This window comes from Shinella sp. BE166, from assembly GCF_051201095.1.
Classification (GTDB): domain Bacteria; phylum Pseudomonadota; class Alphaproteobacteria; order Rhizobiales; family Rhizobiaceae; genus Shinella; species Shinella lacus.
In genome coordinates this window covers 164,318-190,500 of sequence record NZ_JBPEHL010000004.1, presented here as the reverse complement: position 1 = coordinate 190,500, position 26,183 = coordinate 164,318, and the positions used below count along the sequence as shown (strand labels likewise).

Genomic DNA, 26,183 nt, shown 5'->3' with positions numbered 1-26,183 from the left:
CCCTTTCATGATCGGCAAACTCAAAGGCACAATCGATGAGATCGGCGACGACCATGTGGTCATCGACGTGCACGGGGTCGGCTATGTCGCCCATTGCTCGGCGCGCACGCTTGGCAAGCTCGGGTCCGCGGGCGAGGCGGCGGTGCTGTTCATCGAGACCTATGTGCGGGAGGACCAGTTCCGGCTGTTCGGGTTCCTGACGGCGCTGGAGCGGGAGTGGTTCCGGCTGTTGCAGAGCGTGCAGGGCGTCGGCTCCAAGGTGGCGCTCGGGGTGCTTTCCACGTTGACGCCGGGCGAGCTGGCCAATGCCATCGCGTTGCAGGACAAGACGGCGGTGTCGCGGGCGCCGGGTGTGGGGCCGAAGGTGGCGGTGCGCATCGTGACGGAACTGCGCAACAAGGCGCCGGCCTTTGCCGGCGAGGCATCAGCCTCGATCGGGCTCAAGCAGGAGCTTGGCGAAGGGGTGGCTTCGGCGCCGGTTTCCGATGCGGTCTCGGCGCTCACCAATCTCGGTTATTCGCGCGACCAGGCGGCCAATGCCGTGGCCGCGGCGCGGAAGAATGGCGGAGAGGGTGGAGATAGTGCAAAGCTCATCCGCCTCGGCCTCAAGGAATTGTCGCGATGATGCGGTTGCCTTCCGCCGTGGACAATGGGATTAGGCGCTCATGAGCGACGAGGACAGACTGCTGGCGCCGGAAAAGCGCGGCGAGGACATCGATACCGCCTTGCGGCCGCAGACGCTGGACGATTTCACCGGCCAGGCGGAGGCGCGTGCCAATCTCAAGATCTTCATCGAAGCGGCGAAGAACCGCGGCGAGGCGCTCGACCATGTGCTGTTCGTCGGCCCGCCCGGCCTCGGCAAGACGACGCTCGCCCAGATCATGGCGAAGGAACTCGGCGTCAATTTCCGCTCGACCTCCGGCCCGGTCATTGCGAAAGCCGGCGACCTTGCGGCGCTGCTGACCAATCTCGAAGAGCGCGACGTGCTCTTCATCGACGAAATCCACCGCCTCAACCCGGCCGTCGAGGAAATCCTCTACCCGGCCATGGAGGATTTCCAGCTCGACCTGATCATCGGCGAAGGCCCGGCGGCGCGTTCGGTGAAGATCGACCTGTCGAAATTCACCCTCGTTGCCGCCACCACGCGCCTCGGCCTGCTGACGACGCCGCTACGCGACCGTTTCGGCATTCCGGTGCGCCTGAATTTCTACACCGTCGAGGAGCTGGAATCGATCGTGCGCCGCGGCGCGCGGCTGATGGGGCTCCCCATTACCGAAGACGGTGCCCACGAGATCGCGCGTCGTGCGCGCGGCACGCCGCGCATCGCCGGCCGCCTGCTGCGCCGGGTGCGCGATTTTGCCGAAGTGGCGCGGGCCGAGGCGGTAACCCGGGTCATCGCCGACGACGCGCTGACGCGGCTGCTCGTCGACAATATGGGGCTTGACCAGCTCGACCGGCGTTATCTGTCGATGATCGCACATAATTTCGGCGGCGGGCCGGTCGGGATCGAGACCATCGCGGCCGGCTTGTCCGAGCCGCGCGATGCGATCGAGGACATCATCGAGCCCTACATGATCCAGCAGGGTTTCATCCAGCGCACGCCGCGCGGCCGTGTTTTGACCGTAAATGCCTGGAAACATATGGGCCTGACGCCGCCCAAGGATCTTGAGGCGACGCAGTTCAGGCTGTTTTCCGAGGACGATTGATGTGCTGACGCGGCGCGGGATGCTGAAGGCCTTCGGTGGACTGGTTGCCGCGGGCCTTTCGTCCTCCGCCTATGCCGTGGGCGTCGAACCGCTGCTGCGTCTGCGCACCACGACCTACCGGATTTCGCCGCCCGGATGGCCGGAAGGGCAGAAGCTGCGGATCGTCGCGCTCGCCGATATCCATGCCTGCGAACCCTGGATGAGCGCTCGCCGCATCGGCGACATCTGCCGCCATGCCAATGATCTCGGCGGCGATATCGTCGTGCTGCTGGGCGACTATCTCTCCAGCATGCGCGCCGTTTGGGGCAAGGTGCCGCCGGCGGCATGGGCGGCCGCGCTTTCGACGCTTCAAGCACCGCTTGGCGTTCATGCGGTGCTTGGAAACCATGACTGGTGGGACGATCACGATGCGCAGGCGATCGGCGGCGGGGAAACCTTCAGCCACCGGGCACTGCGCGATACCGGCATTGCCGTTTACTCGAACAGCGCCGCGCGGATCGAGACGACGACTGGTGCCTTCTGGCTCGCTGGGTTGGAAGACCAGATCGCGTTGCGCCCCGGCCGGCAATGGAACCGCTACGGTTATGTTGGGCTCGATGACCTGCCGGGCACGCTGGCGCGGGTGACGGACGAGGCGCCGGTCATCCTCCTGGCGCATGAGCCGGATATCTTTCCGCAGGTGCCGGCGCGGGTCTCGCTCACCTTGTCCGGCCACACCCATGGCGGTCAGGTGCGGTTGTTCGGCTATTCGCCCATGGTGCCCTCCGCCTTCGGCAACCGTTTCGCCTATGGCCACGTCGTCGAGGACGGCCGGCATCTCTGCGTTTCCGGCGGGCTCGGCTGCTCGATCGCGCCCGTGCGCTTCGGCTCGCCACCGGAAATCATGGTCGTCGAACTCGGTTGAGCGCCGCAACCTTGCATTTCCGGGCGCTTTGGGGGAGAGAAGCGCCATGAGCGACTTGAACCATCACCTCTCAGGCGAACTGACCGAAGCGGGCCACCGGCTCGCGCAGCGGGTCTATTACGAGGACACGGATTTTTCCGGCGTGGTCTATCACGCCCGCTACCTGCATTTCCTGGAGCGCGGGCGGACGGATTACCTGCGGCTGCTCGGCGTTGAGCAGGGCAGCCTCGTTCTGGAAGACGACCGCGAGGGGCTCGTCTTCGTCGTGCATCGCATGGAGATCGACTTCAAATCGCCGGCGCGCATGGACGATATCCTGACCATCGTCACCTCGACGGAAAAGGCCGGCGGCGCCAAGATGATCCTGAACCAGGAGATCCGTCGCGGCGAGCAATTGCTGATCGCCGCGCGCGTCATCATCGCCGTCATCAATGCTGCGGGTCGGCCCCGCCGTCTGCCGGAAGGTCTGGCGGCGCGTTTTCTTGCCAAGGCGCAGGAAGCGTCCGGCGCGCATTAGCAGTAACACTCCCTTAACCATAATGATGTCTTACTCAGGTGGTGAGGATTTTGTGCACTGCACGTCATCCTTTAACCAAATTTGCCGTCAAGAAGGCAGGTTGTAAGCGTTTGACCGGCATGGCGGCCGGCGGCATCAACCGGACATTCTTGACGGACATGCGAAGCGGGTGCGGGTGAAAATCCTTGGCTGCGACGTCGTGTTTGTGAATGCCGATTGCGGGTTCCACCTCCCAGGAGACCGCGAAGGGCGTGAATGTTACCCGGTCGTGGCCGCAAAGGCCCGTGCCGGGTGTTTGGATTCGGGGACATAGGTCTATGGAACAAGTGGGTTTGGAAGCGGCAGGCAGCGTGACCCTTTGGGCGCTCTTCATGCAAGCCGGGTTCGTCGTGAAGCTGGTCATGCTCGGCCTCATCGCCGCGTCCGTGTGGACATGGGCGATCGTCGTCGACAAGACGGTGAGCTACGGCAAGGCCCGTCGCCAGCTCGATAGTTTCGAGCAGGTCTTCTGGTCCGGGCAGTCGCTGGAGGAGCTTTATCGCACGCTCTCCGACCGCCAGACCTCCGGCATGAGCGCCATCTTCGTGGCGGCGATGCGGGAATGGAAGAAGAGTTTCGAGCGCGGCGCACGATCGCCGATCGGGCTTCAGATGCGTATCGACCGGGCAATGGACGTGACGCTGTCGCGCGAATCCGAGACGCTCGAAGCGCGCCTCGGGTCGTTGGCTACCATCGGCTCCTCGGCGCCCTTCGTCGGCCTCTTCGGCACGGTCGTCGGCATCATGACCTCGTTCCAGGCGATCGCCGGCTCCAAGCAGACGAGCCTTGCGGTCGTGGCACCCGGTATCGCCGAAGCGCTTCTTGCGACCGCCATCGGCCTTCTTGCCGCAATTCCGGCGGTTATTGCCTACAACAAGTTCTCTGCAGATGCCGGCAAGCTGACGGCGCGCATGGAAGGGTTCGCGGACGAGTTCTCCGCCATCCTCTCGCGCCAGATCGACGAGAAGCTGCAGCCGCGCGCCGCGGCGCAGTAATCCTGTCCTGAGACGGAGACGACGCCATGGGCATGTCAGTCGGTACAAAAAATTCGGGCGGTGGCCGCCGTCGTCGCGGCGGGGGCAAGAAGGCTCCCATGAGCGAGATCAACGTGACGCCGTTCGTCGACGTCATGCTGGTGTTGCTGATCATCTTCATGGTGGCGGCACCCCTGATGACGGTCGGCGTGCCGATCGACCTGCCGAAGACCAAGGCGAGCGCGCTGAATGCCGATACGCAGCCCATCACCGTCTCGGTCAAGGCCGACGGCCAGGTCTTCCTGCAGGAAACGCCGATCCCGATCGACGAAGTCGCTGCCAAGCTCCAGGCCGTGGCGACGACGGGTTACACCGAGCGCGTCTTCGTGCGTGGCGACGGCAATGCGCCCTATGGCATCGTCGCGGACGTGATGTCGCGCATCCAGGCGGGTGGGTTCACCAATATCGGCCTCGTCACCGATCAGAAACCGGACAATTGATTGCGCGCCATGAAGGGCAGTCTCGCCACATCCGCCGTGCTCCACACCCTGGTTCTGACCTGGGCGCTGGTTTCGCTCGGCAGTCCTGAGAGCTTCGACGTCGCCAACGTCGAGGCCATGCCGGTCGATATCGTGTCGATCGAGGAGCTGACGCAGATCCAGCAGGGCGACAAGAAAGCCGAAATGAAGGAAAAGGCGGCGCCCGTTCCGACCAAGAAAGAAACGCCGGTCGAGAATGCGGAAAATGCCGGCGAAAACGACGTCGACCTGAAGAATCTGCCGACGCCGGAGGAAAAGCCGCGCGATATCGAGACCGCGGCCGCACCGGAAAAGGCCGAAAAGGTCGTGCAGACGCCGGACACCAAGCCCGTCGAGGACGTCAAGCAGGAAGAGACTGCCAGCGAGCCCTCGACCGAAGTCGCGGCACTGCCCGAGACCAAGCAGGAGGTCAAGCCGGACCCGAAGCCCGAGGCGACGCCCTCGGAGGAAAAGCCGGCCGAAGCCGAGGAGGCCGAAGCGCTTCCCGACAAGATTCCGCTTCCCGAGATGAAGCCGAAGATCGAGCCGAAGAAGACCGAGACCGCGGAAAAGCCCGAGGAAAAGAAGGTCGAGACGGCAAAAGCCGAGACCGCCAAGACGCCGGACCGCAAGAAGGACCAGAAGAAGAAGCAGGAAAAGGCGAGCTCGCTGAACGACAGCGACTTCAACTCGGATGAAATTGCAGCCCTTCTCAACAAGGACAAGGCCGCCGGGGGCGGGGCCAAGCGCTCGCAGGAACAGGCTGCGCTCGGCGGCAAAAAGACGACGAGCGGCACCAAACTTTCGCTGAGCGAGATGGATGCGCTGCGTGGTCAGATCCAGAACAATTGGTCGATCGTGCCAGGCATGTCGGATGCCTCGGATGTACGCATCAAGGTGACGATGCAGCTTGACCAGAACGGCGACATTATCGGCGAGCCGGAAGTCGTGGCGACCGGCGGTTCGGAAACCGCGCGCCGCACGCTTGCCGGCGGCGCCCGCCGCGCGATCATGAAATCGAGGCCCTTCAAGGGGCTGCCGCCTGAAAAATATGACGCATGGAGCGAAGTCGTCGTGAACTTTGATCCAAGCGAGATGATGTAAGAACTAGGGAAGGCCTAGATAGATGTTCAGACGCAATCTCCTCCGACTCCTGGTCGTGCTGACCGGCCTTGCTGCGGCGCTGCCGCAGGCGTGGGCCAGAGTGGAAATCAACATCAACAAAGGCAATGTCGAACCGCTGCCTATCGCCGTCACCGATTTCATCGCGAATGGCGATCTCGGACAGCGCATTACCGATGTGATCGCCGCCGATCTCAAGCGGTCGGGCCTGTTCGCACCGGTCAACAAGCAGGCCTTTATCGAAAAGATCTCCAATCCGGACCAGCCACCGCGCTTTGAGGACTGGAAAGTCATCAATGCGCAGGCACTCGTCACCGGCCGCGTGACCCAGGAGGGCGACGGTCGCCTTCGTGCAGAATTCCGCTTGTGGGATACGTTCGGCGGCCAGCAGCTGACTGGGCAGCAGTTCTATACGCAGCCCGAAAACTGGCGTCGTGTTGCCCACATCATCGCCGATGCGATCTACGAGAACCTGACCGGCGAAAAGGGCTATTTCGACACCCGCGTCGTCTATGTCGCCGAAAGCGGCCCGAAGACGGCCCGCAAGCGCCAGCTTGCCATCATGGACCAGGACGGTTTCAACGCCCGCGCGCTGACCAACGCCAACGAGCTGGTCCTGACGCCGCGCTTTTCGCCGAACCGCCAGGAAATCACCTACATGTCCTTCGAGGGCAACCAGCCGCGCGTCTATCTGCTCCAGCTCGAGACGGGGCAGCGCGAGGTGGTGGGCAACTTCCCGGGCATGACCTTCTCGCCGCGCTTCTCGCCGGATGGCCAGAAGGTCATCATGAGCCTCCAGCAGGAAGGCAACTCGAACATCTACACGATGGACCTGCGCTCGCGCACCACCACGCGGCTCACCTCGACGGCGGCGATCGACACCTCGCCCTCCTACTCGCCGGATGGCACGCAGGTCGTCTTCGAAAGCGACCGCGGCGGAAAGCCGCAGCTCTACGTGATGGGCGCGGACGGCTCCAACCAGCGCCGCATCTCCTTCGGCGACGGCTCCTATTCCACGCCGGTTTGGTCCCCGCGCGGCGACCTCATCGCCTTCACCAAGCAGTCGGGCGGAAAGTTCTCGATCGGCGTGATGAAGACGGACGGTTCGGGCGAGCGCATCCTGACCTCCGGCTTCCACAATGAAGGCCCGACCTGGGCGCCGAACGGCCGCGTGCTGATGTTCTTCCGCCAGGCGGCTGGTGCAGGTGGTCCGCAGATCTATTCGATCGACCTTTCCGGCTATAACGAGCAGGCCGTGCAGACCAAGGGCTTCGCTTCCGACCCGGCCTGGTCGCCGCTTCTGGAGTAGCACCATATATGTGGCGGGCCTGCCGCGTTCTTGCCGCAAAGTCCTGTAAATCAGGGCGCAAGGCGAGACGGGCAGGCCCGTTTCCGTTTTAGGCAAGGGGCCGGGGACGGTCTTACAAGCAATCGTTAACCATAATCGTTGAATGCGGATTAACCGCTCGCGGTTACAGTCTGGCAACCCTGATTGAAACCGCTGCTTCAATGAACTTGACGCAAGAACTGACGCAAGGAGACCGGCTCATGAGCCGCATTCATTCCCCGGCCGCTGGCCGCATGCAGACCATCGCCCGCAACCCGGTGATGATCGCCCTGTTCATGACGCTCGCCCTTGCAGGCTGCGCCTCCAAGAAGAACATGCCGAACAATGCCGGCGACCTCGGCCTCAACGGCGGCGCCGGTGCCGCCACGCCGGGCTCGCAGCAGGACTTCACGGTCAATGTCGGCGACCGCATCTTCTTCGACACCGACTCCTCGTCGGTTCGCGCCGATGCCGCAGCGACGCTCGATCGCCAGGCCCAGTGGCTGCAGCGCTACCCGAACTACGCGATCACGGTCGAAGGCCATGCCGACGAACGCGGCACGCGTGAATACAACCTTGCACTCGGCGCACGCCGCGCTGCCGCGACCCGCCAGTATCTGGCATCGCGCGGCATCCCGGCAAACCGCATGAAGACCATCTCCTACGGCAAGGAAAAGCCGGTCGCCGTCTGCGACGACATTTCCTGCTGGTCGCAGAACCGTCGCGCTGTCACCGTTCTCGGCGGCGCCGGCATGTAATTCCTTCTTCGGAAGGATGGTGCGAAAGGCGGCCGAGAGGCCGCCTTTCTTTTTTCAACACACTTTGGCCGAACTCCGTTGCTTTTTGAGAGCATATGAGAAAACTCTTCGGCGGCGCTTCGGCGCATCATGGGACCAACAGGACGAAGATAGATGAAGAAACTTGTCGCGGCAGGCGTTCTCAGTCTCGCAGCGGTAGCAGGCATGGTCGGGCCGATCAGCGCTTCGCCGCTGTCGGCACTGGCGAACGGCTTCCTGCCGGCCCACAGCGAACGGTCGGGTGAGGGCAATGTGATCCTGGCGCAGGCCATGGATCCGCGCGTCGGCCAGCTCGAAGAGCAGATCCGCAGCCTCAACGGCCGCATCGAGGAAATGAGCTACCAGCTCCTCCAGATGCAGGAACAGCTCCGCAAGACGCAGGAAGACAACGAGTACCGCTTCCAGGAAATCGAAAAGAGCGGCGGCTCCGGCAAGAGCGGTGCGCTCGACAAGCCGGTGAACGGCGGCACTGCCGACCAGCAGATCGCTTCGAACAGGGTGCCGGCGGATGATACCGCCGGGACCGACACGCTGGGTGCCGAAAACGGCAATGGCGCCGCAGGGCCGCAGGAGCTCGGCTCCATCAAGTTCGACGAGAACGGCAACCCGATCGGTGCGGCGACGAACCCGGACCTCGACAACCAGAGCGCCTCGATCGGCAACGACAATTCGCTGCCGGGCGTCGATGGCGGCCTGCCGGCGGCCTCGCAGTCGTCGACGGCTTCGCTCGACAATCCGGACGATCTCTATCAGGTCGCCTACGGCCATGTGCTTTCCGGCGATTATCAGCTCGCCGAGCGCGAGTTCCGCGACTATCTCGATATCTTCCCGAGCGGCGAGAAGGCGGCGGACGCCAATTTCTGGCTCGGCGAAGCGCAATATTCGCAGGGCAATTTCAATGATGCCGCAAAGACCTTCCTGAATGCGCACCAGACGTTCAGCAAGTCGAAGAAGGCGCCGGAAATGCTGTTGAAGCTCGGCATGTCGCTTGCCGCCCTCGACAACCGCGAGACCGCCTGCGCGACGCTGCGCGAAGTGAACAAGCGTTATCCGAACGCCTCCAAGGCCGTGAAGTCCAAGGTGACGTCCGAACAGGGCCGCCTGTCCTGCTGATTGCCGACCGGGCAAACGCCGTGGCCCGCGCGGGAAATCCCGTCGCAGAGGCAGCCGGCCGTTTGCTGAACAGTTTCAAGCGCCCCGCGCGGCTGCTGATCGCCATTTCCGGCGGCAGCGATTCGACCGGGCTCCTCGTGGCGCTTGCCACGCTCTGCGCGACCGGGCGCTATCCGGACATCACCCTTTCCGCCTGCACTATCGACCACGATCTTCGCCCGGGCTCCGCCGAGGAGGCAAGGTGGGTCGAAGCGCTTTGCGCACGACACGGCATCGCGCATGTCACCCGTCGCTGGCACGGCGACAAACCCGCTGCCGGCCTGCAAGCCGCTGCCCGTGAAAAGCGATACGACCTGCTCGCTGAAGTCGCCATCGAAATGGGCGCCGATGCAATCCTCGCCGCCCATACCAGCGACGACCAGAACGAAACGGTTGCGATGCGCGCCGCGCGCGCGCCGGAGGGCATCGGCCTTTCCGGTATGGCGGATGCCGTCTTGCTGAACGGCTCCGTCTGGCTGCTGCGGCCCTTCCTCTCGGTGGAGCGGGCCATGATCAGGGCGTTCCTCGTCACTCAGGGCGAAAGCTGGCTCGACGATCCGAGCAACGACAATCCGCGTTTCGAACGGGTGCGCCTGCGCCGGCGCGGCGCGGCGCCGGAACAGGCCAACGATGACAGGGTGTCGCATTCTGAGCGCGCGGCGGGCTTTCTCGCCGGAAATGTTCGAGCCGGCGAGGCCTTCATCGCAATAGACCCGGTCGCGGTCGATACCCTCCTCGCCGATCCGTCGGCATGGCGCGGCCTCCTGCTGCTGGCGGCGACGGCGGGAGGTCGGGTGCATGCGCTGGAGGCAGCGTCGGCCGAGCGCCTGCGGGCCTTCCTCGCCAGCGGCACACTGTCGCGGCTGACCGCCGGCCGCGTGGTCTTCGACCGCCGCCGCGAGGGTTTGTTCCTCTACCGGGAATATCGCGGCATCGAGCGCGTCGTGCTTCCGGCGGGCGAGGCCGCCGTGTGGGACGGTAGGTTTCGCGTAACCAACCGGAGCGGCCGGATGATCGTGGTTTCGCCGGCCGGTGAAACCAATAGTGCAGGCCTTCGCGGACCGGCTCTGCGCGCCAGCCGTGCCATGCCGCGCCTGAATTTCGAGCAGGGCGGGGTGGTGCCTGCGGAGGGAGCGGTAATCGAGCCGCTGATCGCGCCCTATGCCCGTTTCCTGCCGCGTTTCGATCTGCCGCTTGCCAATGCACTCGCGGCGATTTTCGGGCGCCCCGCGTTTTCGTCTCCGCCTAACGAATGAAGGCGCGGGCGAAAGCGTTGTGCTAAAGTATCGATGACTGTCGATGCCGAAGCGTCTCCGGCGTTGACGATATTATGAGAAAAGCCCCGGGGGCGCGCGCTTTGCCTTGGCAAGGCCGCACGGCGACCCTATGTTAGGCATCAAAGAAGCGGCCGGGAGACCCCGGCCGGGAAAGTGCCCGGAAAGTTCGATGAATCCCAATTTCCGAAACTTCGCCCTGTGGGCGATCATCGCCCTCCTGCTGATCGCGCTGTTCAGCATGTTCCAGACGAGCCCGGCGCAGACCGGCTCGCGGGAAATCCCCTATTCGCAGTTCCTCAAAGAGGTCGACTCGAGCCGGGTGAAGGAAGTCGTCATCACCGGCGAAAAGATCGTCGGCAGCTATGTCGAGACCGGCGCGACCTTCCAGACCTATGCGCCGACCGGCGACAACTCGCTCGTCCAGCGCCTGGAGGCGAAGAACGTCGTCGTCAGCGCACGGCCGGAGACGGACGGTTCGTCCGGGTTCCTGAGCTATATCGGCACATTGCTGCCGATGCTCCTGATCCTCGGCGTCTGGCTGTTCTTCATGCGCCAGATGCAGGGCGGCTCGCGTGGCGCCATGGGTTTCGGCAAGTCTAAGGCGAAGTTGCTCACCGAAGCGCATGGCCGCGTCACCTTTGCTGATGTCGCCGGCGTTGACGAAGCCAAGCAGGATCTCGAAGAAATCGTCGAATTCCTGCGCGACCCGCAGAAATTCCAGCGCCTTGGCGGTCGCATTCCGCGCGGTGTGCTGCTCGTCGGCCCGCCCGGCACCGGTAAGACGCTGCTCGCCCGCTCCGTCGCGGGCGAAGCGAACGTGCCCTTCTTCACCATTTCCGGTTCGGACTTCGTCGAAATGTTCGTCGGTGTCGGTGCATCCCGCGTGCGCGACATGTTCGAGCAGGCGAAGAAGAACGCGCCCTGTATCATCTTCATCGACGAAATCGACGCCGTCGGCCGTCATCGCGGCGCCGGTCTCGGCGGCGGTAATGACGAACGCGAGCAGACGCTGAACCAGCTGCTGGTCGAGATGGACGGCTTTGAAGCGAACGAAGGCATCATCCTAATCGCCGCGACCAACCGTCCCGACGTTCTCGACCCGGCGCTGCTGCGTCCCGGCCGTTTCGACCGTCAGGTCGTCGTGCCGAACCCGGACATCGTCGGCCGCGAGCGCATCCTCAAGGTACATGTGCGCAATGTGCCGCTGGCGCCGAATGTCGACCTCAAGATCCTTGCCCGCGGTACGCCCGGCTTCTCCGGCGCCGACCTGATGAACCTCGTCAACGAATCCGCCCTGATGGCGGCGCGCCGCAACAAGCGCCTCGTCACCATGCAGGAATTCGAGGACGCCAAGGACAAGATCATGATGGGCGCCGAGCGCCGCTCCTCTGCCATGACCGAGGCGGAGAAGAAGCTGACCGCCTATCACGAGGCCGGCCATGCCATCGTTGCCCTCAAGGTTCCGCTCGCCGATCCGCTGCACAAGGCGACGATCATTCCGCGCGGCCGTGCCCTCGGCATGGTCATGCAACTGCCGGAAGGCGACCGCTACTCGATGAGCTACAAGTGGATGGTCTCGCGCCTCGCCATCATGATGGGCGGCCGCGTTGCCGAGGAAATCACCTTCGGCAAGGACAACATCACCTCCGGCGCATCCTCGGACATCGAACAGGCGACCAAGCTCGCCCGCGCGATGGTGACCCAGTGGGGCTTCTCCGACCAGCTCGGCCAGGTCGCCTATGGTGAAAACCAGCAGGAGGTCTTCCTCGGCCATTCTGTCGCGCAGCAGAAGAACGTTTCGGAAGCGACCGCGCAGAAGATCGACAACGAGATCCGCCGCCTGATCGACGAGGCCTATTCCGAGGCCAAGCGTATCATCACCGAACAGAACCATGAATTCGTGGCGCTGGCCGAAGGCCTGCTCGAATATGAGACGCTGACGGGTGAAGAGATCAAGGCGCTGATCCGCGGCGAGAAGCCCGCGCGCGACCTCGGCGACGACACGCCGCCGCATCGCGGCTCGGCCGTGCCGAAGGCCGGCCACAAGAAGGGTGGCGAGGCGGAAGGCGGTCTCGAACCGCAGCCGCAATAAGCGATCCCATCGAATGAATTGAAAACGGCCGGAAATCCTTTTCCGGCCGTTTTCTTTAGGTAACCGGCTGTAATGAATTCTGATAGGGCGGTGGATGCTCTTTGCCGGCTTTTATGGCAAAGAAGTATGACAGCTCTACGCCGTTTTAAGGATTAGATTACGGGGCGGAATTATTGTATTTCCGCCTTCTGCCCTGAGATGGACGCGCGGGCGGCAGAATGGACGCTTGAGAGCCGGGCGCAGCGCTAAATGTGCAGCCCAGGCCGGCGATTTTCAGGAGAGAACATGAAACGTCGTTATTTCGGCACGGACGGTATCCGGGGACAATCCAACATCTTCCCGATGACGCCGGACCTTGCCATGCGGGTCGGCATTGCCGTGGGCACGCTCTTCCGCCGCGGCGCGCACCGCCACCGCGTGGTGATCGGCAAGGACACGCGCCTCTCCGGCTACATGCTGGAAAACGCCATGGTGGCGGGGTTCACCGCGGCAGGCATCGACGCCTTCATTCTCGGCCCGATCCCGACGCCTGCCGTTGCCATGCTGACGCGCTCGCTGCGTGCCGATATCGGCGTGATGATCTCCGCCTCGCACAACCCGTTCTACGACAACGGCATCAAGCTTTTCGGCCCGGATGGCTACAAGCTCTCCGACGAGATCGAGATGGAAATCGAGGACCTGCTCGACAAGGACATCACGGCGCAGCTCGCCAAGTCCGCCGAGATCGGCCGGGCCAAGCGCATCGACGGCGTGCATGACCGCTATATCGAACACGCCAAGCGCACCCTGCCGCGCGACGTGACGCTCAAGGGCCTGCGCGTTGCGATCGACTGCGCCAATGGTGCCGCCTACCGCGTGGCACCGGCTGCACTCTGGGAGCTCGGCGCCGACGTCGTGACGATCGGCAATGAGCCGGACGGCCTCAACATCAACCTCGAATGCGGCTCGACGCATCCGGACGCCTTGCAGCGCAAGGTGCACGAGGTGCGCGCCGATATCGGCATCGCGCTCGATGGCGATGCCGACCGGGTGCAGATCATCGACGAGAACGGCAAGATCATCGACGGCGACCAGCTGATGGCCGTCATCGCGGAAAGCTGGGCGGCCGACGGCATGCTGCGCGGCGGCGGCATCGTCGCCACCGTCATGTCGAACCTCGGGCTTGAACGGTTCCTCACCGGCAAGGGCCTTGGCCTAGAGCGCACCAAGGTCGGCGACCGCTATGTCGTCGAGCACATGCGCCAGCACGATTACAATGTCGGCGGCGAACAGTCCGGCCATATCGTGCTGTCGGATTTCGGCACGACGGGCGACGGCCTCGTCGCCGCCCTCCAGGTGCTCGCCTGCGTCAAGCGCAACGGCAAGACGGTGAGCGAAGTGTGCAACCGCTTCGAGCCGGTGCCGCAGGTGCTGAAGAACGTGCGCATCCAGGCGGGCCAGCCGCTGGAGGACGCCGCGGTGCGCCAGGCGATCGCCGATGCCGAAAGCGAGCTTGCCAAGAGCGGCCGCCTGCTCATCCGCCCCTCCGGCACCGAACCGCTGATCCGCGTCATGGCGGAGGGCGACGACCGGGCGAAGGTGGAGCGCATCGTCGACGACCTGGTCGCCGTAATAGGTTCCGTGCGCAACGCCGCCTGATCCTGTTCGATTCATCTATTCTTAAGGGCCGGTGCCAATGCGCCGGCCTTTTTCTTTTTTGCCGATGAAGTTCTTTTGAAGATTACTCAGATTTTAGATGTTGTTTACCGAATGCGTGAACGCTCGTTAACAAAGACGGTAAATGTTTGTAGTTAATCGGCCCTTAACCTTTCCTCGCCATTATCCACTCCTGATCGAGGGACTTGGAATCCGGTGTGCCGGGCATGCCAAGCAAAAGCCTATTGGAGCAAGGCCATGAGGAAAGTTTTGAGTGGCGTCGTTGCGGTCCTGCTGACGGGCACGACCGGCTACGCAGCCGATATCTACCAGCCGGAGGTCGTCGAGGCACCGGTGCAGGAAACCATCATCGAGACGGGCGGGTGGTATCTGCGCGGCGACACGGGCTGGTCCTACAACAAGCTGCGCGGCGCGAAATACTTCCAGGGCTCCAACGACCGCGTTCGTGAATTCGACTCCACGGACCTGAAGAGCGGCTTCACGCTCGGCGGCGGTGTCGGTTACCAGATCAACGAGCACTTCCGCACGGACGTGACGCTCGACTACATGTTCAAGTCGAAGTTCAAGGGCTCGACCTCGGGCGGCTGCGGCGTTTCGCCGAACTGCACGTCGCGGGACGTCTCGTCGCTGACCGCGCTCAGCCTGCTCGCCAACGCCTATGTGGACATCGGCACCTACGGTTCGATCACGCCTTATGTCGGCGCCGGTATCGGTGGCACCTACGTGAACTGGAAAGGCCTCGACAACACCTCGTGCGACGACGGCGATCCGACGAACTGCGACCCGACCTTCCGCCACCGCGGCAAGAAGAGCTGGCGCTTCACCTATGCGCTGATGGCCGGCGCCTCCGTCGACCTGACCTGCAACCTGAAGGCCGACCTCGGCTACCGCTTCCGCCACGTCACCAAGGGCAACATGTTCGGCTACAATGTCGGCGGCGGTCCGGGCCGCGACAAGGGCTTCTACAGCCACGAGGCACGCGCCGGTCTGCGTTACTCCTTCAACGGCTGCGAACAGCAGGCCTATATCCCGCCGGTCGACATCCCGGTCGAGCAGCCGGTCTACAAGTAAGCGGCATCACGCCGAACCTCTTCTCAAGGCCGCCCTTCGGGGCGGCCTTTTGTTTTGCCGATCGCCTGGAAAACCGGCCACTTAACCGTTTCTTCATTCCTTAAGATTTATGGTTAACCAACGGTGTAAGGCGGCCCCCGATGCGTGGCCTCGCACCCTCCACGCAACCGCCGGTCCTGCCGGCCTCAAGGGATGAGACCATGTTTCGTCGTATCGCACCGCTTGGCATCGCCGTTTTTGCCGGCCTCATCGCGACGAGCGCGCCGGCGAGCGACCTCGACATCATCAACGCGCCGGAAATCGACGTGTCCGAGAGCGGGGTGGCGGAAGGCTGGTATATCCGCGGCGATCTTGGTTATGCCGGCTGGGTCAACCATGATAAGCCGGACTACCGGATCGAGGCGTTCGGCTCGACCTTTGCCGAGGGCGACTTCGACGATGCGCGCTTTTCCAAGCCGGTCTCCTACGGCGTCGGCATGGGCTACCAGTTCAACAATTTCCTGCGCGCCGACCTGACGACGGATTTCTTCAGCGGTTCGCTGCGCGGCGGCTCCGACATCGATGCGCCCTGCATCACGGCGCCGGCCGGCACGACCTGCCGCCTCGGCCAGAAGGCTGACTATAACGCCGCCCATCTCCTCGCCAATGGCTATGTGGACCTCGGCACCTATGCCGGCATCACGCCCTATGTCGGCGCCGGCGCGGGCGTGACCTACATGAACTGGGACAGCTTCCGGGCCAAGGCAAACTGCGAAAACGGCACGGGTTCCTGCGGCGGGCAGACCTTCGAGGAACTCCGGGTGAAGGGCGGCGACAGCTGGCGCTTCACCTATGCGCTGATGGCCGGCGCCTCGGTCGATCTCACCAACCGCGTGAAGCTCGACCTCGGCTACCGCTTCACCGACATGGCCGGCGGCAAGATGTTTAGCGGCAGCACCGACGTGCCGGGCGTCGGCACGGTGAGCGCCCGCGGGCGTGACGACGGTTTCCAGAAGCACGAGATCCGCGCCGGTATCCGCGTTACCACCTGGTAAGATCCATCCCATTCGTTTCTGGAGCGGCGCGTCGGGCAACCGGCGCGCCGTTTCCATTGCGCCGGATTATTTTTCGTTCGCGACATAATCCGCTTGACTTCAAAAGGTCTCTTCCATATTCACGGCGGCGGGACACCCTTCCCCAACGAAGGGCTATCTATCTGGAAGGATAGCAATCATGACGAAGACCGTCGCCGCTCCGGACGTGCGTCCGAACAACACCCATTTTTCTTCTGGCCCTTGCTCGAAGCGCCCCAACTGGTCGCTCGAAGCGCTTTCCGATGCCGCGCTCGGTCGTTCGCACCGCGCCAAGGTCGGCAAGACCAAGCTCAAGCAGGCCATCGATCTCACCCGTGAAATCCTGGAAGTGCCGGCGGATTACCGCATCGGCATCGTGCCGGCCTCCGATACCGGCGCCGTCGAGATGGCGCTGTGGTCGCTGCTCGGCCCGCGCGGCGTCGACATGGTCGCCTGGGAAAGCTTTGGCTCGGGCTGGGTTTCCGACGTGGTGAAGGAGCTGAAGCTCCCCGACACCCGCAAGATCACGGCCGATTACGGCCTGCTGCCCGACCTTTCCACGATCGATTTCGACCGTGACGTGGTCTTCACCTGGAACGGCACGACTTCTGGCGTGCGCGTCGCCAATGCGGACTTCATTCCGGCGGACCGTCAGGGCCTCACCATTTGCGACGCGACCTCGGCCGCGTTTGCCCAGAACCTCGATTTCGCCAAGCTCGACGTCGTCACCTTCTCCTGGCAGAAGGTGCTGGGCGGCGAGGGTGCGCATGGCGTCATCATCCTGTCGCCGCGGGCCGTCGAGCGTCTGGAAAGCTACACGCCTTCCTGGCCGATGCCGAAAATCTTCCGCATGACCAAGGGCGGCAAGATCATCGAGGGCATCTTCCAGGGCGAGACGATCAACACGCCCTCCATGCTCTGCGTCGAAGACTACATCGATGCACTGCTCTGGGCCAAGGAGATCGGCGGCCTCAAGGCGCTGATGGCGCGCGCTGATGCGAATGCCAAGGTGATCTTCGACTTCGTCGAGGCCAACGACTGGATCGCCAACCTGGCCAAGGCGCCGGAAACGCGCTCCAACACCTCGGTCTGCCTGACCATCGCCGACAAGGACGTGGCGGCGCTCGACGCCGATGCACAGGCCGCCTTTGCCAAGGGTCTCGTCGCCCTGCTCGAAAAGCAGGGTGTCGCCTATGACATCGGCGCCTACCGCGACGCCCCGTCGGGCCTGCGCATCTGGGCCGGTGCGACCATCGACACCGCGGACCTCGAAGCGCTGATGCCGTGGCTGACCTGGGCTTTCGAGACCCAGAAGGCGACGCTTGCCAAGGCTGCGGCCTGATTTTTTCGCGACCGGCTTCGTCCTCTGGGCGAAGCCACCTTTGATCTCATCTCCCTAGACTCAATTGAAGGAGGCCTTCCATGGCACCTCGCGTACTCGTATCCGATGAACTGTCGGAAACCGCCGTCCAGATCTTTCGCGATCGCGGCGTCGATGTCGATTTCCAGCCGCAGCTCGGCAAGGACAAGGACAAGCTCGCCGAGATCATCGGCAACTATGACGGCCTCGCCATCCGTTCCGCCACCAAGGCGACGGAGAAGCTGATCGCGGCTGCGACTAACCTCAAGGTCATCGGCCGCGCCGGCATCGGTGTCGACAATGTCGATATCCCGGCCGCCTCGCGCCGCGGCATCATCGTCATGAACACGCCGTTCGGGAACTCGATCACCACGGCGGAACACGCCATCGCCCTGATGTTCGCCGTCGCCCGCCAGCTTCCCGCTGCCGACACCTCCACGCAGGCCGGCAAGTGGGAGAAGTCGAAGTTCATGGGCGTCGAGATCACCGGCAAGACGCTCGGCGTCATCGGCGCCGGCAATATCGGCTCGATCGTCTGCTCGCGCGCCATCGGCCTCAAGATGCATGTCATCGCCTATGACCCGTTCCTCTCCAAGGAGCGCGCCGAGGAGATGGGCGTGAAGAAGGTCGAGCTCGACGAGCTCTTCGCCGAAGCCGATTTCATCACCATGCATGTGCCGCTGACGGACAAGACCCGCAACATCATCGATGCGGCGGCAATCGCCAAGATGAAGGACGGCGTGCGCATCGTAAACTGCGCCCGCGGCGGCCTCGTCGTCGAGGCGGATCTCGCCGAAGCGCTGAAGTCCGGCAAGGTCGCCGGCGCCGGCTTCGACGTGTTCGAGGTCGAGCCCGCCAAGGAAAGCCCGCTCTTCGGCCTGCCGAACGTCGTCTGCACGCCGCATCTCGGCGCCTCGACCACGGAAGCCCAGGAGAATGTCGCCCTGCAGGTTGCCGAGCAGATGTCGGATTACCTGGTGCGTGGCGCTGTCTCCAACGCCATCAACATGCCATCGATCACCGCCGAGGAAGCGCCGATCCTGAAGCCGTTCATCCGGCTTGCCGACGTGCTCGGCGCCTTCGTCGGCCAGGTCACGGAAAGCGCGATCAAGGAAATCGAGATCCTCTACGATGGCGCGACGGCTTCGATGAACACCAAGGCGCTGACGAGTGCTGCGCTGGCGGGTCTCATCCGCACCCAGGTTTCCGACGTCAACATGGTTTCGGCGCCGGTCATGATCAAGGAAAAGGGCGTCATCCTCTCCGAGGTCAAGCGCGACAAGTCGGGCGTCTTCGACGGCTATATCCGCCTGACGGTGACGACCGCCAACCAGACCCGCTCGATCGCCGGCACGGTCTTCTCCGACGGCAAGCCGCGCTTCATCCAGATCAAGGGCATCAACCTCGACGCCGATGTCGGCAACCACATGGTCTACATCACCAACACCGACGTTCCCGGCATGATCGGCTTCATCGGCTCGACGCTGGGCGAGGCGGGCGTCAACATCGCCAACTTCCAGCTCGGCCGCGACAAGCAGGGCGGTGACGCCATCGCGCTGCTCTATGTCGATGCCGCCGTGTCCGACGACGTTCTGAACAAGCTGCGCACCAACCCGGCCATCCGCCAGGTCAAGTCGCTGGTCTTCAACGTCGACTAAGCTTCGTCCTCCCAAGACGAAAAGAAACCCGCCGGTTCATCCGGCGGGTTTTTTGTTGTCCTTCGGCCGGCCCCACTCGGCAATGGCGATGCCGCCGAGCACGAGGAGGAGGGCGACGACGTGGAAGGAGTAGAGCGTCTCGCCGATCAGCAGGACGGACAGAATGGTGCCGAAGACCGGGATGGCGTTGATGAAGAGGCCGGCGCGGTTGGCGCCGATCATTTCGACGCCGCGCACATAGAGCACCTGCGAGAGCAGCGACGGGAAAATGCCGGCATAGAGCACGATCGCCCAGCCCGTCGTATCCGGGAAGATCGCAGCACCCCGCGACAGTTCCCAGAAGAACAGCGGGATGGCGCTCAAGAGCGCGCCGAAGGCGGGGGCGGCGATGAAACTCTGCCAGTGCAGCTCCGGCTTCCAGCGCAGCGACACGGTATAGGCGGCGTAGACGATGGCTGCACAAAGCATCAGCGCATCGCCGAAGTTGAATTCCAGCTCCGCCAGTGCCGAGAATTCGCCATGAGCGGCTGTTACAAGCACGCCGATAAGCGTGACGCTGAAGCCGATGATCTGGGCGATGGAGGCCTGGATGCGGAACAGCACGAAGTTGAAGACGAAGATCAGCATGGGAATGCCGGCCTGCTCGATGACGGCATTGATGGCGCTGGTATAGCCGAGCGCGGTGTAGAGCAGGGCATTGAAGGCCGTGAAACCGAAGATGCCGTAGAGCAGAAGCTGCAGCCAATGCTTGCGGATCATCGGCCAGTCGCGCTTCACCTGCGGCATCATGAAGGCGAGGATGATGATGAGCGCGACAATCCAGCGATAGGTCGTCAGCACCATCGGGCTGACATGGCCAACCGCCAGTTTGCCCGCCACCGAGTTCGCGCCCCAGAAAAGGGCAGTAACGCTGAGATAGAAATAGGCTCTGCTGTTCAAGGCGGGGTGATCCGGACGGTGGAGGGAAGGGCGCGGGGTGCGTCGGCAGGCGGTCCACATAAGGCGAAAAAGCGCGGAATGTCATGTAAAAAGCGGATTGTGGCCGTCATAACAGGGTCGCATTCCCAAAGACAACACAGTATAGATGCGCGGGTTTGTGTCAGGCACGCGGCTATCCGCTTGCGAATACGGGAAAGATGAAATGACGAACGTCGTGGTGGTCGGATCGCAATGGGGTGACGAAGGCAAGGGCAAGATTGTCGATTGGCTTTCCGAACGCGCGGATGTCATCGTCCGCTATCAGGGCGGCCACAATGCGGGCCATACCCTGGTTATCGATGGTGTCAGCTACAAGCTGGCGCTGCTGCCGTCCGGCCTCGTGCGCGGCAAGCTCAGCGTCATTGGCAACGGCGTCGTCGTCGATCCCCATCACTTCGTCGCCGAGATCGAGAAGCTGCGCGCCCAAGGCGTGAACATCACGCCGGAAATCCTGCGCATTGCCGACAACGCACCGCTCATCCTGTCCCTGCACCGTGATCTGGACGGGTTCCGTGAAGATGCCGCCTCCAACAGCGGCACGAAGATCGGCACGACACGGCGCGGCATCGGCCCGGCCTATGAAGACAAGGTCGGCCGCCGCGCCATCCGCGCCATCGATCTGGCCGACAGGGACGCGCTGCCGGCGAAGATCGACCGGCTGCTGACCCATCACAATGCACTGCGGCGCGGCCTCGGCCTGCCGGAAATCTCGGTGGAATCGATCGAGAAGGAACTGATGGAAGTCGCCGACCGGGTGCTGCCTTATGTCGACCAGGTCTGGCGCATCCTCGACGACCACCGCAAGGCCGGTTCCCGCATCCTTTTCGAAGGAGCGCAGGGCGCGCTGCTCGACAACGACCACGGCACCTATCCCTTCGTGACCTCGTCCAACACGGTTGCGGGCCAGGCCGCCGCCGGTTCCGGCCTCGGCCCGACGGCGATCGGTTATGTGCTCGGCATCACCAAGGCCTACACGACCCGCGTCGGCGAGGGGCCGTTCCCGTGCGAGCTCGATGACGAGATCGGCAAGCACCTTTCGACCGTCGGCCGCGAAGTCGGTGTCAATACCGGCCGTCCGCGCCGCTGCGGCTGGTTCGATTCGGTTCTCGTGCGCCAGACCGTGAAGACCTCGGGAATCACGGGCATCGCGCTCACGAAGCTCGACGTTCTGGATGGCCTCGACGAGTTGAAGATCTGCGTCGCCTACAAGCTCGACGGCAAGGAAATCGACTATCTTCCGGCAAGCCAGGGCCAGCAGGCCCGCGTCGAGCCGGTCTATATCACGCTCGAAGGCTGGAAGGAATCGACGGTCGGCGCGCGCAGCTGGGCGGACCTGCCGGCCCAGGCGATCAAATATGTACGACAGGTCGAAGAGCTGATCGGCGCCCCCGTCGCCCTGCTTTCGACCAGTCCGGAGCGGGAGGACACGATACTTGTGACCGACCCGTTTGAGGACTAATCTCAAGCTCAACACCAGTTCCGTGACGTATTCCAATGAGATAGCGAGCGGACACGACGGAAAGTTCTGATGGCGGATTTTGTAGCAGTCATTCGGAGGGCCGTGGACGGCCTCTCGGACAATAATGCCGAGATGCGGCAGAAGGTTTACGAGAAGGCGCGCGGTGCCGTGCGCCGGCAACTCGAATCCATGAACCCGCGCCCTTCCGATGACCTGGTGAAACGTCAGCTCGACAAGCTCGAGGCGGCGATCGACAGCGTCGAGATCGACCATGCCGAGGCGCTTCCCGCCGACGATGTCGCACCGGAACCCGTCGAGGATATCGTCCAGCCGGAGCCGGTGGCGGAAGAACCTGTCGCCGTCGACGAGCCGGAAGAGGCGGTCGCGGTAGCCGAACCGGAGCAGCACGACGAGCCGGTGGAGCATGTCCACGAGGCCGTGCCGGTCGAGCCGGTGATCGAAGACGAGCCGGTCGCCGAAACCCCCGTCGAGCCCGAGCCGGTTGTCGAGGAAGAGCGCGTCGCGGACGAGCCGCAGCCGGTTGCTGCCGAGGCCCATAGCGAGCCGTCCTGGCATGTCGAGGCCGCGCCCGCCGACGATTACGTGCCCTCCTGGCAGGAGCCTGAGCCGGATCGCCCCGTAGAGGCCGAAGCGGTGGAGACCGTCGCGGCCGTAGAGCCGGAGGCCCGGGTCTACCCGGTCCACGACGAGAAGCTGCCCGAAGCTGAGCCGGTCGCGGATGCCCGCATGCCCTCGGCGGAAGCCCAGTGGAACTGGAACGAGGCCGCCCCCGTCGCGGTCGAGGTGGAGCAACACGAGCCGACGCCGGCGGTGACCAGCGATCCGCTCGCCTGGGACTGGCCGGACGACAAGGCTGCCCAGCCGGAAGCCGAGCGCGAAAAAACCGCCAAGAGCCCGGAATGGGGCGATCTCGACGACCTTCTCGGCCATACGCCGAAGGCCGGCGCTGCTGCCGCATCCACCGTGGCGGCGGCCACCACCGCCGAGGCCGCATCGTCCACGCCCGCTTTCGAGCCGGCCCGCGCGCCGCAGCGCTCCTTCCGCGCCGAGCCGCGCAAGTCGCGCATCAATTTTGGCGCGCTTGCCGCCGTGATCGCGCTCATCGCCATCGTCGGCGGTGTGGGTGCCGGCTACTGGTTCAACCGCGATACCGTCAACGGCTGGGTCAATGAGCGCATCGCCTCGTTCACCGCGCCCTCGACCGAGACGCCGGCCGAGACCCAGCAGCAGACCAACGACACCGCCGAAGGCGGCCGCAACCTGCCGGCCAACACCACGCCGGCCGACACGGCCGAGACGACGGACAATGCCGCCGGCACGACCACGGCGAACACCGAGGTGGCCTCTGCCACGCCGACCGGCAACGGCAAGTTCACCCAGCGCCTGCTGACGGATGGCACCGAAGTGGACGAAGGCCCGGCGGCAGCGCTGGACGGCGCAACGCCGGAAGAGGGCAAGTCCGTTGCCGCCCAGTCGACTGAAACCGCAGGTGTGGTAACCGAGGACGGCGCGGCCGCCGCGGGCACCACCGGCGCGGGCACGACCACGACGGACGGCACGACGCAGACGCCGGCCGGCACCACTGGCACCGGCACCGCGACCACGACGGACACGCAGACGCCTGCGGCCACCGGCGAGCAGCCGGCCGCGATCGGCGTCACGCAAAAAATGTTCCTCTATGAGGAGCGCCTCGGCCAGACGGCGCCAACGGCGATCGAAGGCACGGTCGCCTGGTCGAGCGCGGAAGAATCGCCGGGTGGCGAGGCCAAGGCCGAACCGGTGGTGCGCGCGCAGATCAACGTGCCCTCCAAAGGCCTGACCGCGCTGATCACCTTCCGACGCAATGGCGACCGGTCACTGCCGGCAAGCCATCTCGTCGAGCTCGTCTTCTCGCTGCCGGAGAATTTCGAAGGCGGCGGCATCGAGAGCGTGCAGCGCGTGGCGATGAAGCGGACCGAGCAGGACCGCGGCGATGCGCTGATCGCGGTGCCGGCGAAGATCACCGACGACTTCCACATGATCGCGCTCAACGACTTCCCGGAGGCGATCGCCAAGAACACCGAACTCCTGCGCACGCGCAGCTGGATCGATATTCCGATCACCTACCGCAACGGCCGGCGCGCGCTGATGACGCTCGACAAGGGCACGGCCGGCACGGAAGCCTTCGACACGGTAATGAAGGCCTGGACGACGCTCGGCGCGGCCGGCAGCCAGTAAGGCCACTCGCTTCTCACAACAAAAAAGGCCCGGCATCGCTGCCGGGCCTTTTCGTTTGGATTATTGCTTCGCGCTTCAGGCGTCTTCGATGACGCGCACCGCGCGGGCCTGCTCGGCCGCGTATTTCTGCACGGCTTCCTGCACCTTCTCGAAGGCGCGGACCTCGATCTGGCGCACGCGCTCGCGGCTGATGTCGAACTCGGACGACAGCTCTTCCAGCGTCACCGGATCTTCGGCGAGGCGGCGGGCCTCGAAGATGCGGCGTTCGCGGTCGTTCAGCACGCCCATGGCGCGCGCCAGCATGGCGCGGCGGGTGTCGAGCTCGTCCTGCTCGATCAGCGTCTGTTCCTGGCTGTCGTGGTCATCGACGAGCCAATCCTGCCACTGGCCGGATTCGCCTTCGCCGGCCTTGATGGGCGCGTTGAGCGAGGCATCGCCGGTGAGGCGCTGGTTCATCGAGACGACTTCGTCTTCCGAAACCTTCAGCTTGGTCGCGATTTCCTTGACCTGGTCGGGCTTCAGGTCGCCGTCGTTGATCGCCTGGATCTTGCTTTTCATGCGGCGCAGGTTGAAGAACAGGCGCTTCTGATTGGCAGTCGTGCCCATCTTCACCAGCGACCACGAGCGCAGGATATATTCCTGGATCGAAGCCTTGATCCACCACATGGCATAGGTCGCCAGGCGGAAGCCGCGTTCCGGGTCGAATTTCTTGACGGCCTGCATCAGGCCGACATTGCCCTCGGAAACGACTTCGCCGATCGGCAGGCCGTAGCCGCGATAGCCCATGGCAATCTTGGCCACGAGCCGGAGATGGCTTGTGACGAGCTCATGCGCCGCGGTGCGGTCGCCGTGCTCCTGGTAACGCTTCGCGAGCATGTATTCCTGCTGCGGCTCAAGCATTGGAAACTTGCGGATTTCATCGAGATAGCGGTTGAGACCACCTTCTCCGGCCGTGATCGACGGCAACGTATTGCGGGCCATTCAGCACCCCTTTCTGAAGCGGCTTCCATTCGGCAAGCCTTGGTACGGAGCACGATCCTCTGAAACCGGATCCCCGTCAGCAACCATGCTCCCCAGTGGGTCATGGCGACCCCACTGAGTGTACAGATAGGTATGGCGAAACAATGGTTCAAGCGTCCGCGAGTTTCACGGATACGTGAAAGCGGGCCAGGCGAAACGGATTTTTCGATACATTCCCAAGGTGGGGTTTTGTACCCGGAAATCAAGGCTTGGTGGTATTTTCCACTGCGCGCAGCGCCAAAATCAGACGTTCGAGATCCTCCGGCGGCGGCGCTTCGAAATGCATGGTCTCGCCGGTCGCGGGATGCTCGAACTGCAGCATGAAGGCATGCAGCGCCTGGCGGCGGAAACCGTTGACGACGTCGCGCGCCTCGTCCGGCAGGCGGTTCGCCTTGGTCTTGAAGGCGGCGCCATATTCCGGGTCGCCGACCAGCGGGTGACCGATATGCGCCATATGCACGCGGATCTGGTGCGTGCGGCCGGTTTCCAGATGGCATTCCACGAGGGAGGCGAGGCTGGTGGCATCGGGGGCTTCGCCATAGCGCTCGACCACCTCGTAATGGGTGATCGCCTCGCGGGCGTCGTCGGCGTCCTCGTGCTTCACGGCGCGCTTTGTGCGGTCGTTGCCGCGGCCGAGCGGCGCGTCGATCGTGCCCTTCAGCTGGCGGGGGCGGCCCCAGACGACGGCCTGGTAGGCGCGCTCCAGCGGGCCGGTGCGGCCATGGTCGGCGAACTGGTCGGAGAGGTGGCGGTGCGCGGCGTCATTCTTGGCGACGACCATGACGCCGCTCGTCTCCTTGTCGAGCCGGTGCACGATGCCCGGGCGGCGCACGCCGCCGATGCCGGAAAGGGTTTTGCCGCAATGGTGGATGAGCGCGTTGACCAGCGTGCCGGTCCAGTTGCCGGCGCCGGGATGCACGACGAGGCCAGCGGGCTTCACCAGCACGATCAGGTCGTCATCCTCGTAGAGCACGTCGATTGGGATGTCCTCGGCCTGCGGCTCGGGATCGCGCGGTTCCGGCAGGGCGATCTCGACGCGGTCGCCGGGATGGACCTTGCGCTTCGGCTCGCCGACCGCCGCGCCGTTGACCAGCACGGCGCCTTCCTCGATCAGCGCCTTGATGCGATTGCGCGAAAAATCGCCCGCAAGCGTGGCCGCAAGCCAGGCGTCGATGCGTCCTTCGGCGTCTTCCGGCACCGTCAGGACTTTTCTTGTCGCCTCGGCTTCTTTAAAGGGGTCGGTCATCGTTCAACTCAGCTCATTGC

General features: G+C 64.0%; 22 protein-coding genes. 19 read left to right on the top strand and 3 right to left on the bottom strand.

Going from position 1 to position 26,183, the window contains the following annotated elements:
- Positions 1-7: 7 nt before the first annotated feature.
- The 17 genes from ruvA (at position 8) to serA (ending at position 19,222) form a co-directional block, all read left to right on the top strand.
- A complete protein-coding gene (ruvA, locus tag J2Y63_RS11535; protein WP_435266185.1) occupies positions 8-625 on the top strand; it encodes a Holliday junction branch migration protein RuvA in 618 nt (205 codons plus the stop codon).
- A 40-nt stretch (positions 626-665) separates the two neighbouring features.
- Positions 666-1,706 carry a Holliday junction branch migration DNA helicase RuvB gene (gene ruvB, locus J2Y63_RS11530; RefSeq protein WP_435266184.1) on the top strand — a complete coding sequence of 347 codons (1,041 nt, stop codon included), beginning with the start codon at positions 666-668 and terminating at the stop codon, positions 1,704-1,706.
- Between the two features lies 1 nt (position 1,707).
- The gene (locus J2Y63_RS11525) at positions 1,708-2,610 is read left to right on the top strand and encodes a metallophosphoesterase (RefSeq protein ID WP_435266183.1); all 903 of its coding nucleotides are present in this window, start codon (positions 1,708-1,710) and stop codon (positions 2,608-2,610) included.
- Positions 2,611-2,656: 46 nt separating this feature from the next.
- Positions 2,657-3,127 (top strand): tol-pal system-associated acyl-CoA thioesterase, encoded by a 471-nt coding sequence (gene ybgC, locus J2Y63_RS11520; RefSeq protein ID WP_435266182.1) that lies wholly within the window; start codon positions 2,657-2,659, stop codon positions 3,125-3,127.
- A 317-nt stretch (positions 3,128-3,444) separates the two neighbouring features.
- A complete protein-coding gene (gene tolQ, locus J2Y63_RS11515) occupies positions 3,445-4,161 on the top strand; it encodes a protein TolQ (protein WP_256120995.1) in 717 nt (238 codons plus the stop codon).
- Between the two features lie 26 nt (positions 4,162-4,187).
- Entirely contained in the window at positions 4,188-4,640 is a 453-nt protein-coding gene (gene tolR, locus J2Y63_RS11510; RefSeq protein WP_256120996.1) for a protein TolR, read from the top strand.
- Between the two features lie 9 nt (positions 4,641-4,649).
- The gene (locus J2Y63_RS11505; protein WP_435266555.1) at positions 4,650-5,762 is read left to right on the top strand and encodes a hypothetical protein; all 1,113 of its coding nucleotides are present in this window, start codon (positions 4,650-4,652) and stop codon (positions 5,760-5,762) included.
- A 22-nt stretch (positions 5,763-5,784) separates the two neighbouring features.
- Entirely contained in the window at positions 5,785-7,089 is a 1,305-nt protein-coding gene (tolB, locus tag J2Y63_RS11500) for a Tol-Pal system beta propeller repeat protein TolB (protein WP_435266181.1), read from the top strand.
- 239 nt (positions 7,090-7,328) lie between these two features.
- Positions 7,329-7,865, top strand: a complete 537-nt coding sequence (gene pal, locus J2Y63_RS11495; protein WP_256120998.1) for a peptidoglycan-associated lipoprotein Pal — start codon at positions 7,329-7,331, stop codon at positions 7,863-7,865.
- Positions 7,866-8,018: 153 nt separating this feature from the next.
- Positions 8,019-9,017 (top strand): tol-pal system protein YbgF, encoded by a 999-nt coding sequence (gene ybgF, locus J2Y63_RS11490; RefSeq protein ID WP_435266180.1) that lies wholly within the window; start codon positions 8,019-8,021, stop codon positions 9,015-9,017.
- Between the two features lie 20 nt (positions 9,018-9,037).
- Positions 9,038-10,312 (top strand): tRNA lysidine(34) synthetase TilS, encoded by a 1,275-nt coding sequence (tilS, locus tag J2Y63_RS11485; protein WP_435266179.1) that lies wholly within the window; start codon positions 9,038-9,040, stop codon positions 10,310-10,312.
- 190 nt (positions 10,313-10,502) lie between these two features.
- Positions 10,503-12,425, top strand: a complete 1,923-nt coding sequence (ftsH, locus tag J2Y63_RS11480; protein ID WP_256121001.1) for an ATP-dependent zinc metalloprotease FtsH — start codon at positions 10,503-10,505, stop codon at positions 12,423-12,425.
- A gap of 285 nt (positions 12,426-12,710) precedes the next feature.
- Complete coding sequence (glmM, locus tag J2Y63_RS11475; protein ID WP_319321071.1) at positions 12,711-14,063, top strand: phosphoglucosamine mutase; 1,353 nt, start codon at positions 12,711-12,713, stop codon at positions 14,061-14,063.
- 255 nt (positions 14,064-14,318) lie between these two features.
- Positions 14,319-15,152, top strand: coding sequence for an outer membrane protein (locus tag J2Y63_RS11470; RefSeq protein ID WP_435266178.1), 834 nt, complete (start codon positions 14,319-14,321; stop codon positions 15,150-15,152).
- Between the two features lie 200 nt (positions 15,153-15,352).
- Positions 15,353-16,186, top strand: a complete 834-nt coding sequence (locus J2Y63_RS11465; RefSeq protein WP_435266177.1) for an outer membrane protein — start codon at positions 15,353-15,355, stop codon at positions 16,184-16,186.
- A 178-nt stretch (positions 16,187-16,364) separates the two neighbouring features.
- Entirely contained in the window at positions 16,365-17,546 is a 1,182-nt protein-coding gene (locus tag J2Y63_RS11460; RefSeq protein ID WP_435266176.1) for a phosphoserine transaminase, read from the top strand.
- 80 nt (positions 17,547-17,626) lie between these two features.
- Positions 17,627-19,222, top strand: a complete 1,596-nt coding sequence (serA, locus tag J2Y63_RS11455) for a phosphoglycerate dehydrogenase (RefSeq protein WP_435266175.1) — start codon at positions 17,627-17,629, stop codon at positions 19,220-19,222.
- Between the two features lie 36 nt (positions 19,223-19,258).
- On the opposite strand, the gene J2Y63_RS11450 is transcribed toward serA, so the two are convergent.
- Positions 19,259-20,161, bottom strand: a complete 903-nt coding sequence (locus tag J2Y63_RS11450) for a DMT family transporter (RefSeq protein WP_256121007.1) — start codon at positions 20,159-20,161, stop codon at positions 19,259-19,261.
- Positions 20,162-20,363: 202 nt separating this feature from the next.
- On the opposite strand from J2Y63_RS11450, the gene J2Y63_RS11445 reads away from it, so the two are divergent.
- Both J2Y63_RS11445 and J2Y63_RS11440 read left to right on the top strand, forming a co-directional pair.
- On the top strand, positions 20,364-21,659 hold the full coding sequence (locus tag J2Y63_RS11445; RefSeq protein WP_435266174.1) for an adenylosuccinate synthase: 1,296 nt from the start codon (positions 20,364-20,366) through the stop codon (positions 21,657-21,659).
- 69 nt (positions 21,660-21,728) lie between these two features.
- Positions 21,729-23,897: a hypothetical protein gene (locus tag J2Y63_RS11440; protein ID WP_435266173.1), complete on the top strand. Its 2,169-nt coding sequence runs from the start codon at positions 21,729-21,731 to the stop codon at positions 23,895-23,897.
- 75 nt (positions 23,898-23,972) lie between these two features.
- On the opposite strand, the gene rpoH is transcribed toward J2Y63_RS11440, so the two are convergent.
- Together rpoH and J2Y63_RS11430 are read right to left on the bottom strand one after the other, a co-directional pair.
- Entirely contained in the window at positions 23,973-24,878 is a 906-nt protein-coding gene (gene rpoH, locus J2Y63_RS11435; protein WP_435266172.1) for an RNA polymerase sigma factor RpoH, read from the bottom strand.
- Positions 24,879-25,119: 241 nt separating this feature from the next.
- Complete coding sequence (locus J2Y63_RS11430) at positions 25,120-26,163, bottom strand: RluA family pseudouridine synthase (RefSeq protein WP_435266171.1); 1,044 nt, start codon at positions 26,161-26,163, stop codon at positions 25,120-25,122.
- Positions 26,164-26,183 lie beyond the last annotated feature (20 nt).

Excerpts from the sequence above, each read along its gene's own strand:
- ruvA (WP_435266185.1), top strand. The coding sequence starts at position 8 with ATGATCGGCAAACTCAAAGGCACAATCGATGAGATCGGCGACGACCAT.
- glmM (WP_319321071.1), top strand. The coding sequence starts at position 12,711 with ATGAAACGTCGTTATTTCGGCACGGACGGTATCCGGGGACAATCCAAC.
- J2Y63_RS11460 (WP_435266176.1), top strand. The coding sequence starts at position 16,365 with ATGACGAAGACCGTCGCCGCTCCGGACGTGCGTCCGAACAACACCCAT.
- J2Y63_RS11440 (WP_435266173.1), top strand. The coding sequence starts at position 21,729 with ATGGCGGATTTTGTAGCAGTCATTCGGAGGGCCGTGGACGGCCTCTCG.
- J2Y63_RS11465 (WP_435266177.1), top strand. The coding sequence starts at position 15,353 with ATGTTTCGTCGTATCGCACCGCTTGGCATCGCCGTTTTTGCCGGCCTC.
- ftsH (WP_256121001.1), top strand. The coding sequence starts at position 10,503 with ATGAATCCCAATTTCCGAAACTTCGCCCTGTGGGCGATCATCGCCCTC.
- ruvB (WP_435266184.1), top strand. The coding sequence starts at position 666 with ATGAGCGACGAGGACAGACTGCTGGCGCCGGAAAAGCGCGGCGAGGAC.
- tolQ (WP_256120995.1), top strand. The coding sequence starts at position 3,445 with ATGGAACAAGTGGGTTTGGAAGCGGCAGGCAGCGTGACCCTTTGGGCG.
- J2Y63_RS11505 (WP_435266555.1), top strand. The coding sequence starts at position 4,650 with ATGAAGGGCAGTCTCGCCACATCCGCCGTGCTCCACACCCTGGTTCTG.
- tolB (WP_435266181.1), top strand. The coding sequence starts at position 5,785 with ATGTTCAGACGCAATCTCCTCCGACTCCTGGTCGTGCTGACCGGCCTT.
- J2Y63_RS11470 (WP_435266178.1), top strand. The coding sequence starts at position 14,319 with ATGAGGAAAGTTTTGAGTGGCGTCGTTGCGGTCCTGCTGACGGGCACG.
- J2Y63_RS11445 (WP_435266174.1), top strand. The coding sequence starts at position 20,364 with ATGACGAACGTCGTGGTGGTCGGATCGCAATGGGGTGACGAAGGCAAG.
- tolR (WP_256120996.1), top strand. The coding sequence starts at position 4,188 with ATGGGCATGTCAGTCGGTACAAAAAATTCGGGCGGTGGCCGCCGTCGT.
- pal (WP_256120998.1), top strand. The coding sequence starts at position 7,329 with ATGAGCCGCATTCATTCCCCGGCCGCTGGCCGCATGCAGACCATCGCC.
- J2Y63_RS11430 (WP_435266171.1), bottom strand. The coding sequence starts at position 26,163 with ATGACCGACCCCTTTAAAGAAGCCGAGGCGACAAGAAAAGTCCTGACG.
- ybgC (WP_435266182.1), top strand. The coding sequence starts at position 2,657 with ATGAGCGACTTGAACCATCACCTCTCAGGCGAACTGACCGAAGCGGGC.
- ybgF (WP_435266180.1), top strand. The coding sequence starts at position 8,019 with ATGAAGAAACTTGTCGCGGCAGGCGTTCTCAGTCTCGCAGCGGTAGCA.
- rpoH (WP_435266172.1), bottom strand. The coding sequence starts at position 24,878 with ATGGCCCGCAATACGTTGCCGTCGATCACGGCCGGAGAAGGTGGTCTC.
- serA (WP_435266175.1), top strand. The coding sequence starts at position 17,627 with ATGGCACCTCGCGTACTCGTATCCGATGAACTGTCGGAAACCGCCGTC.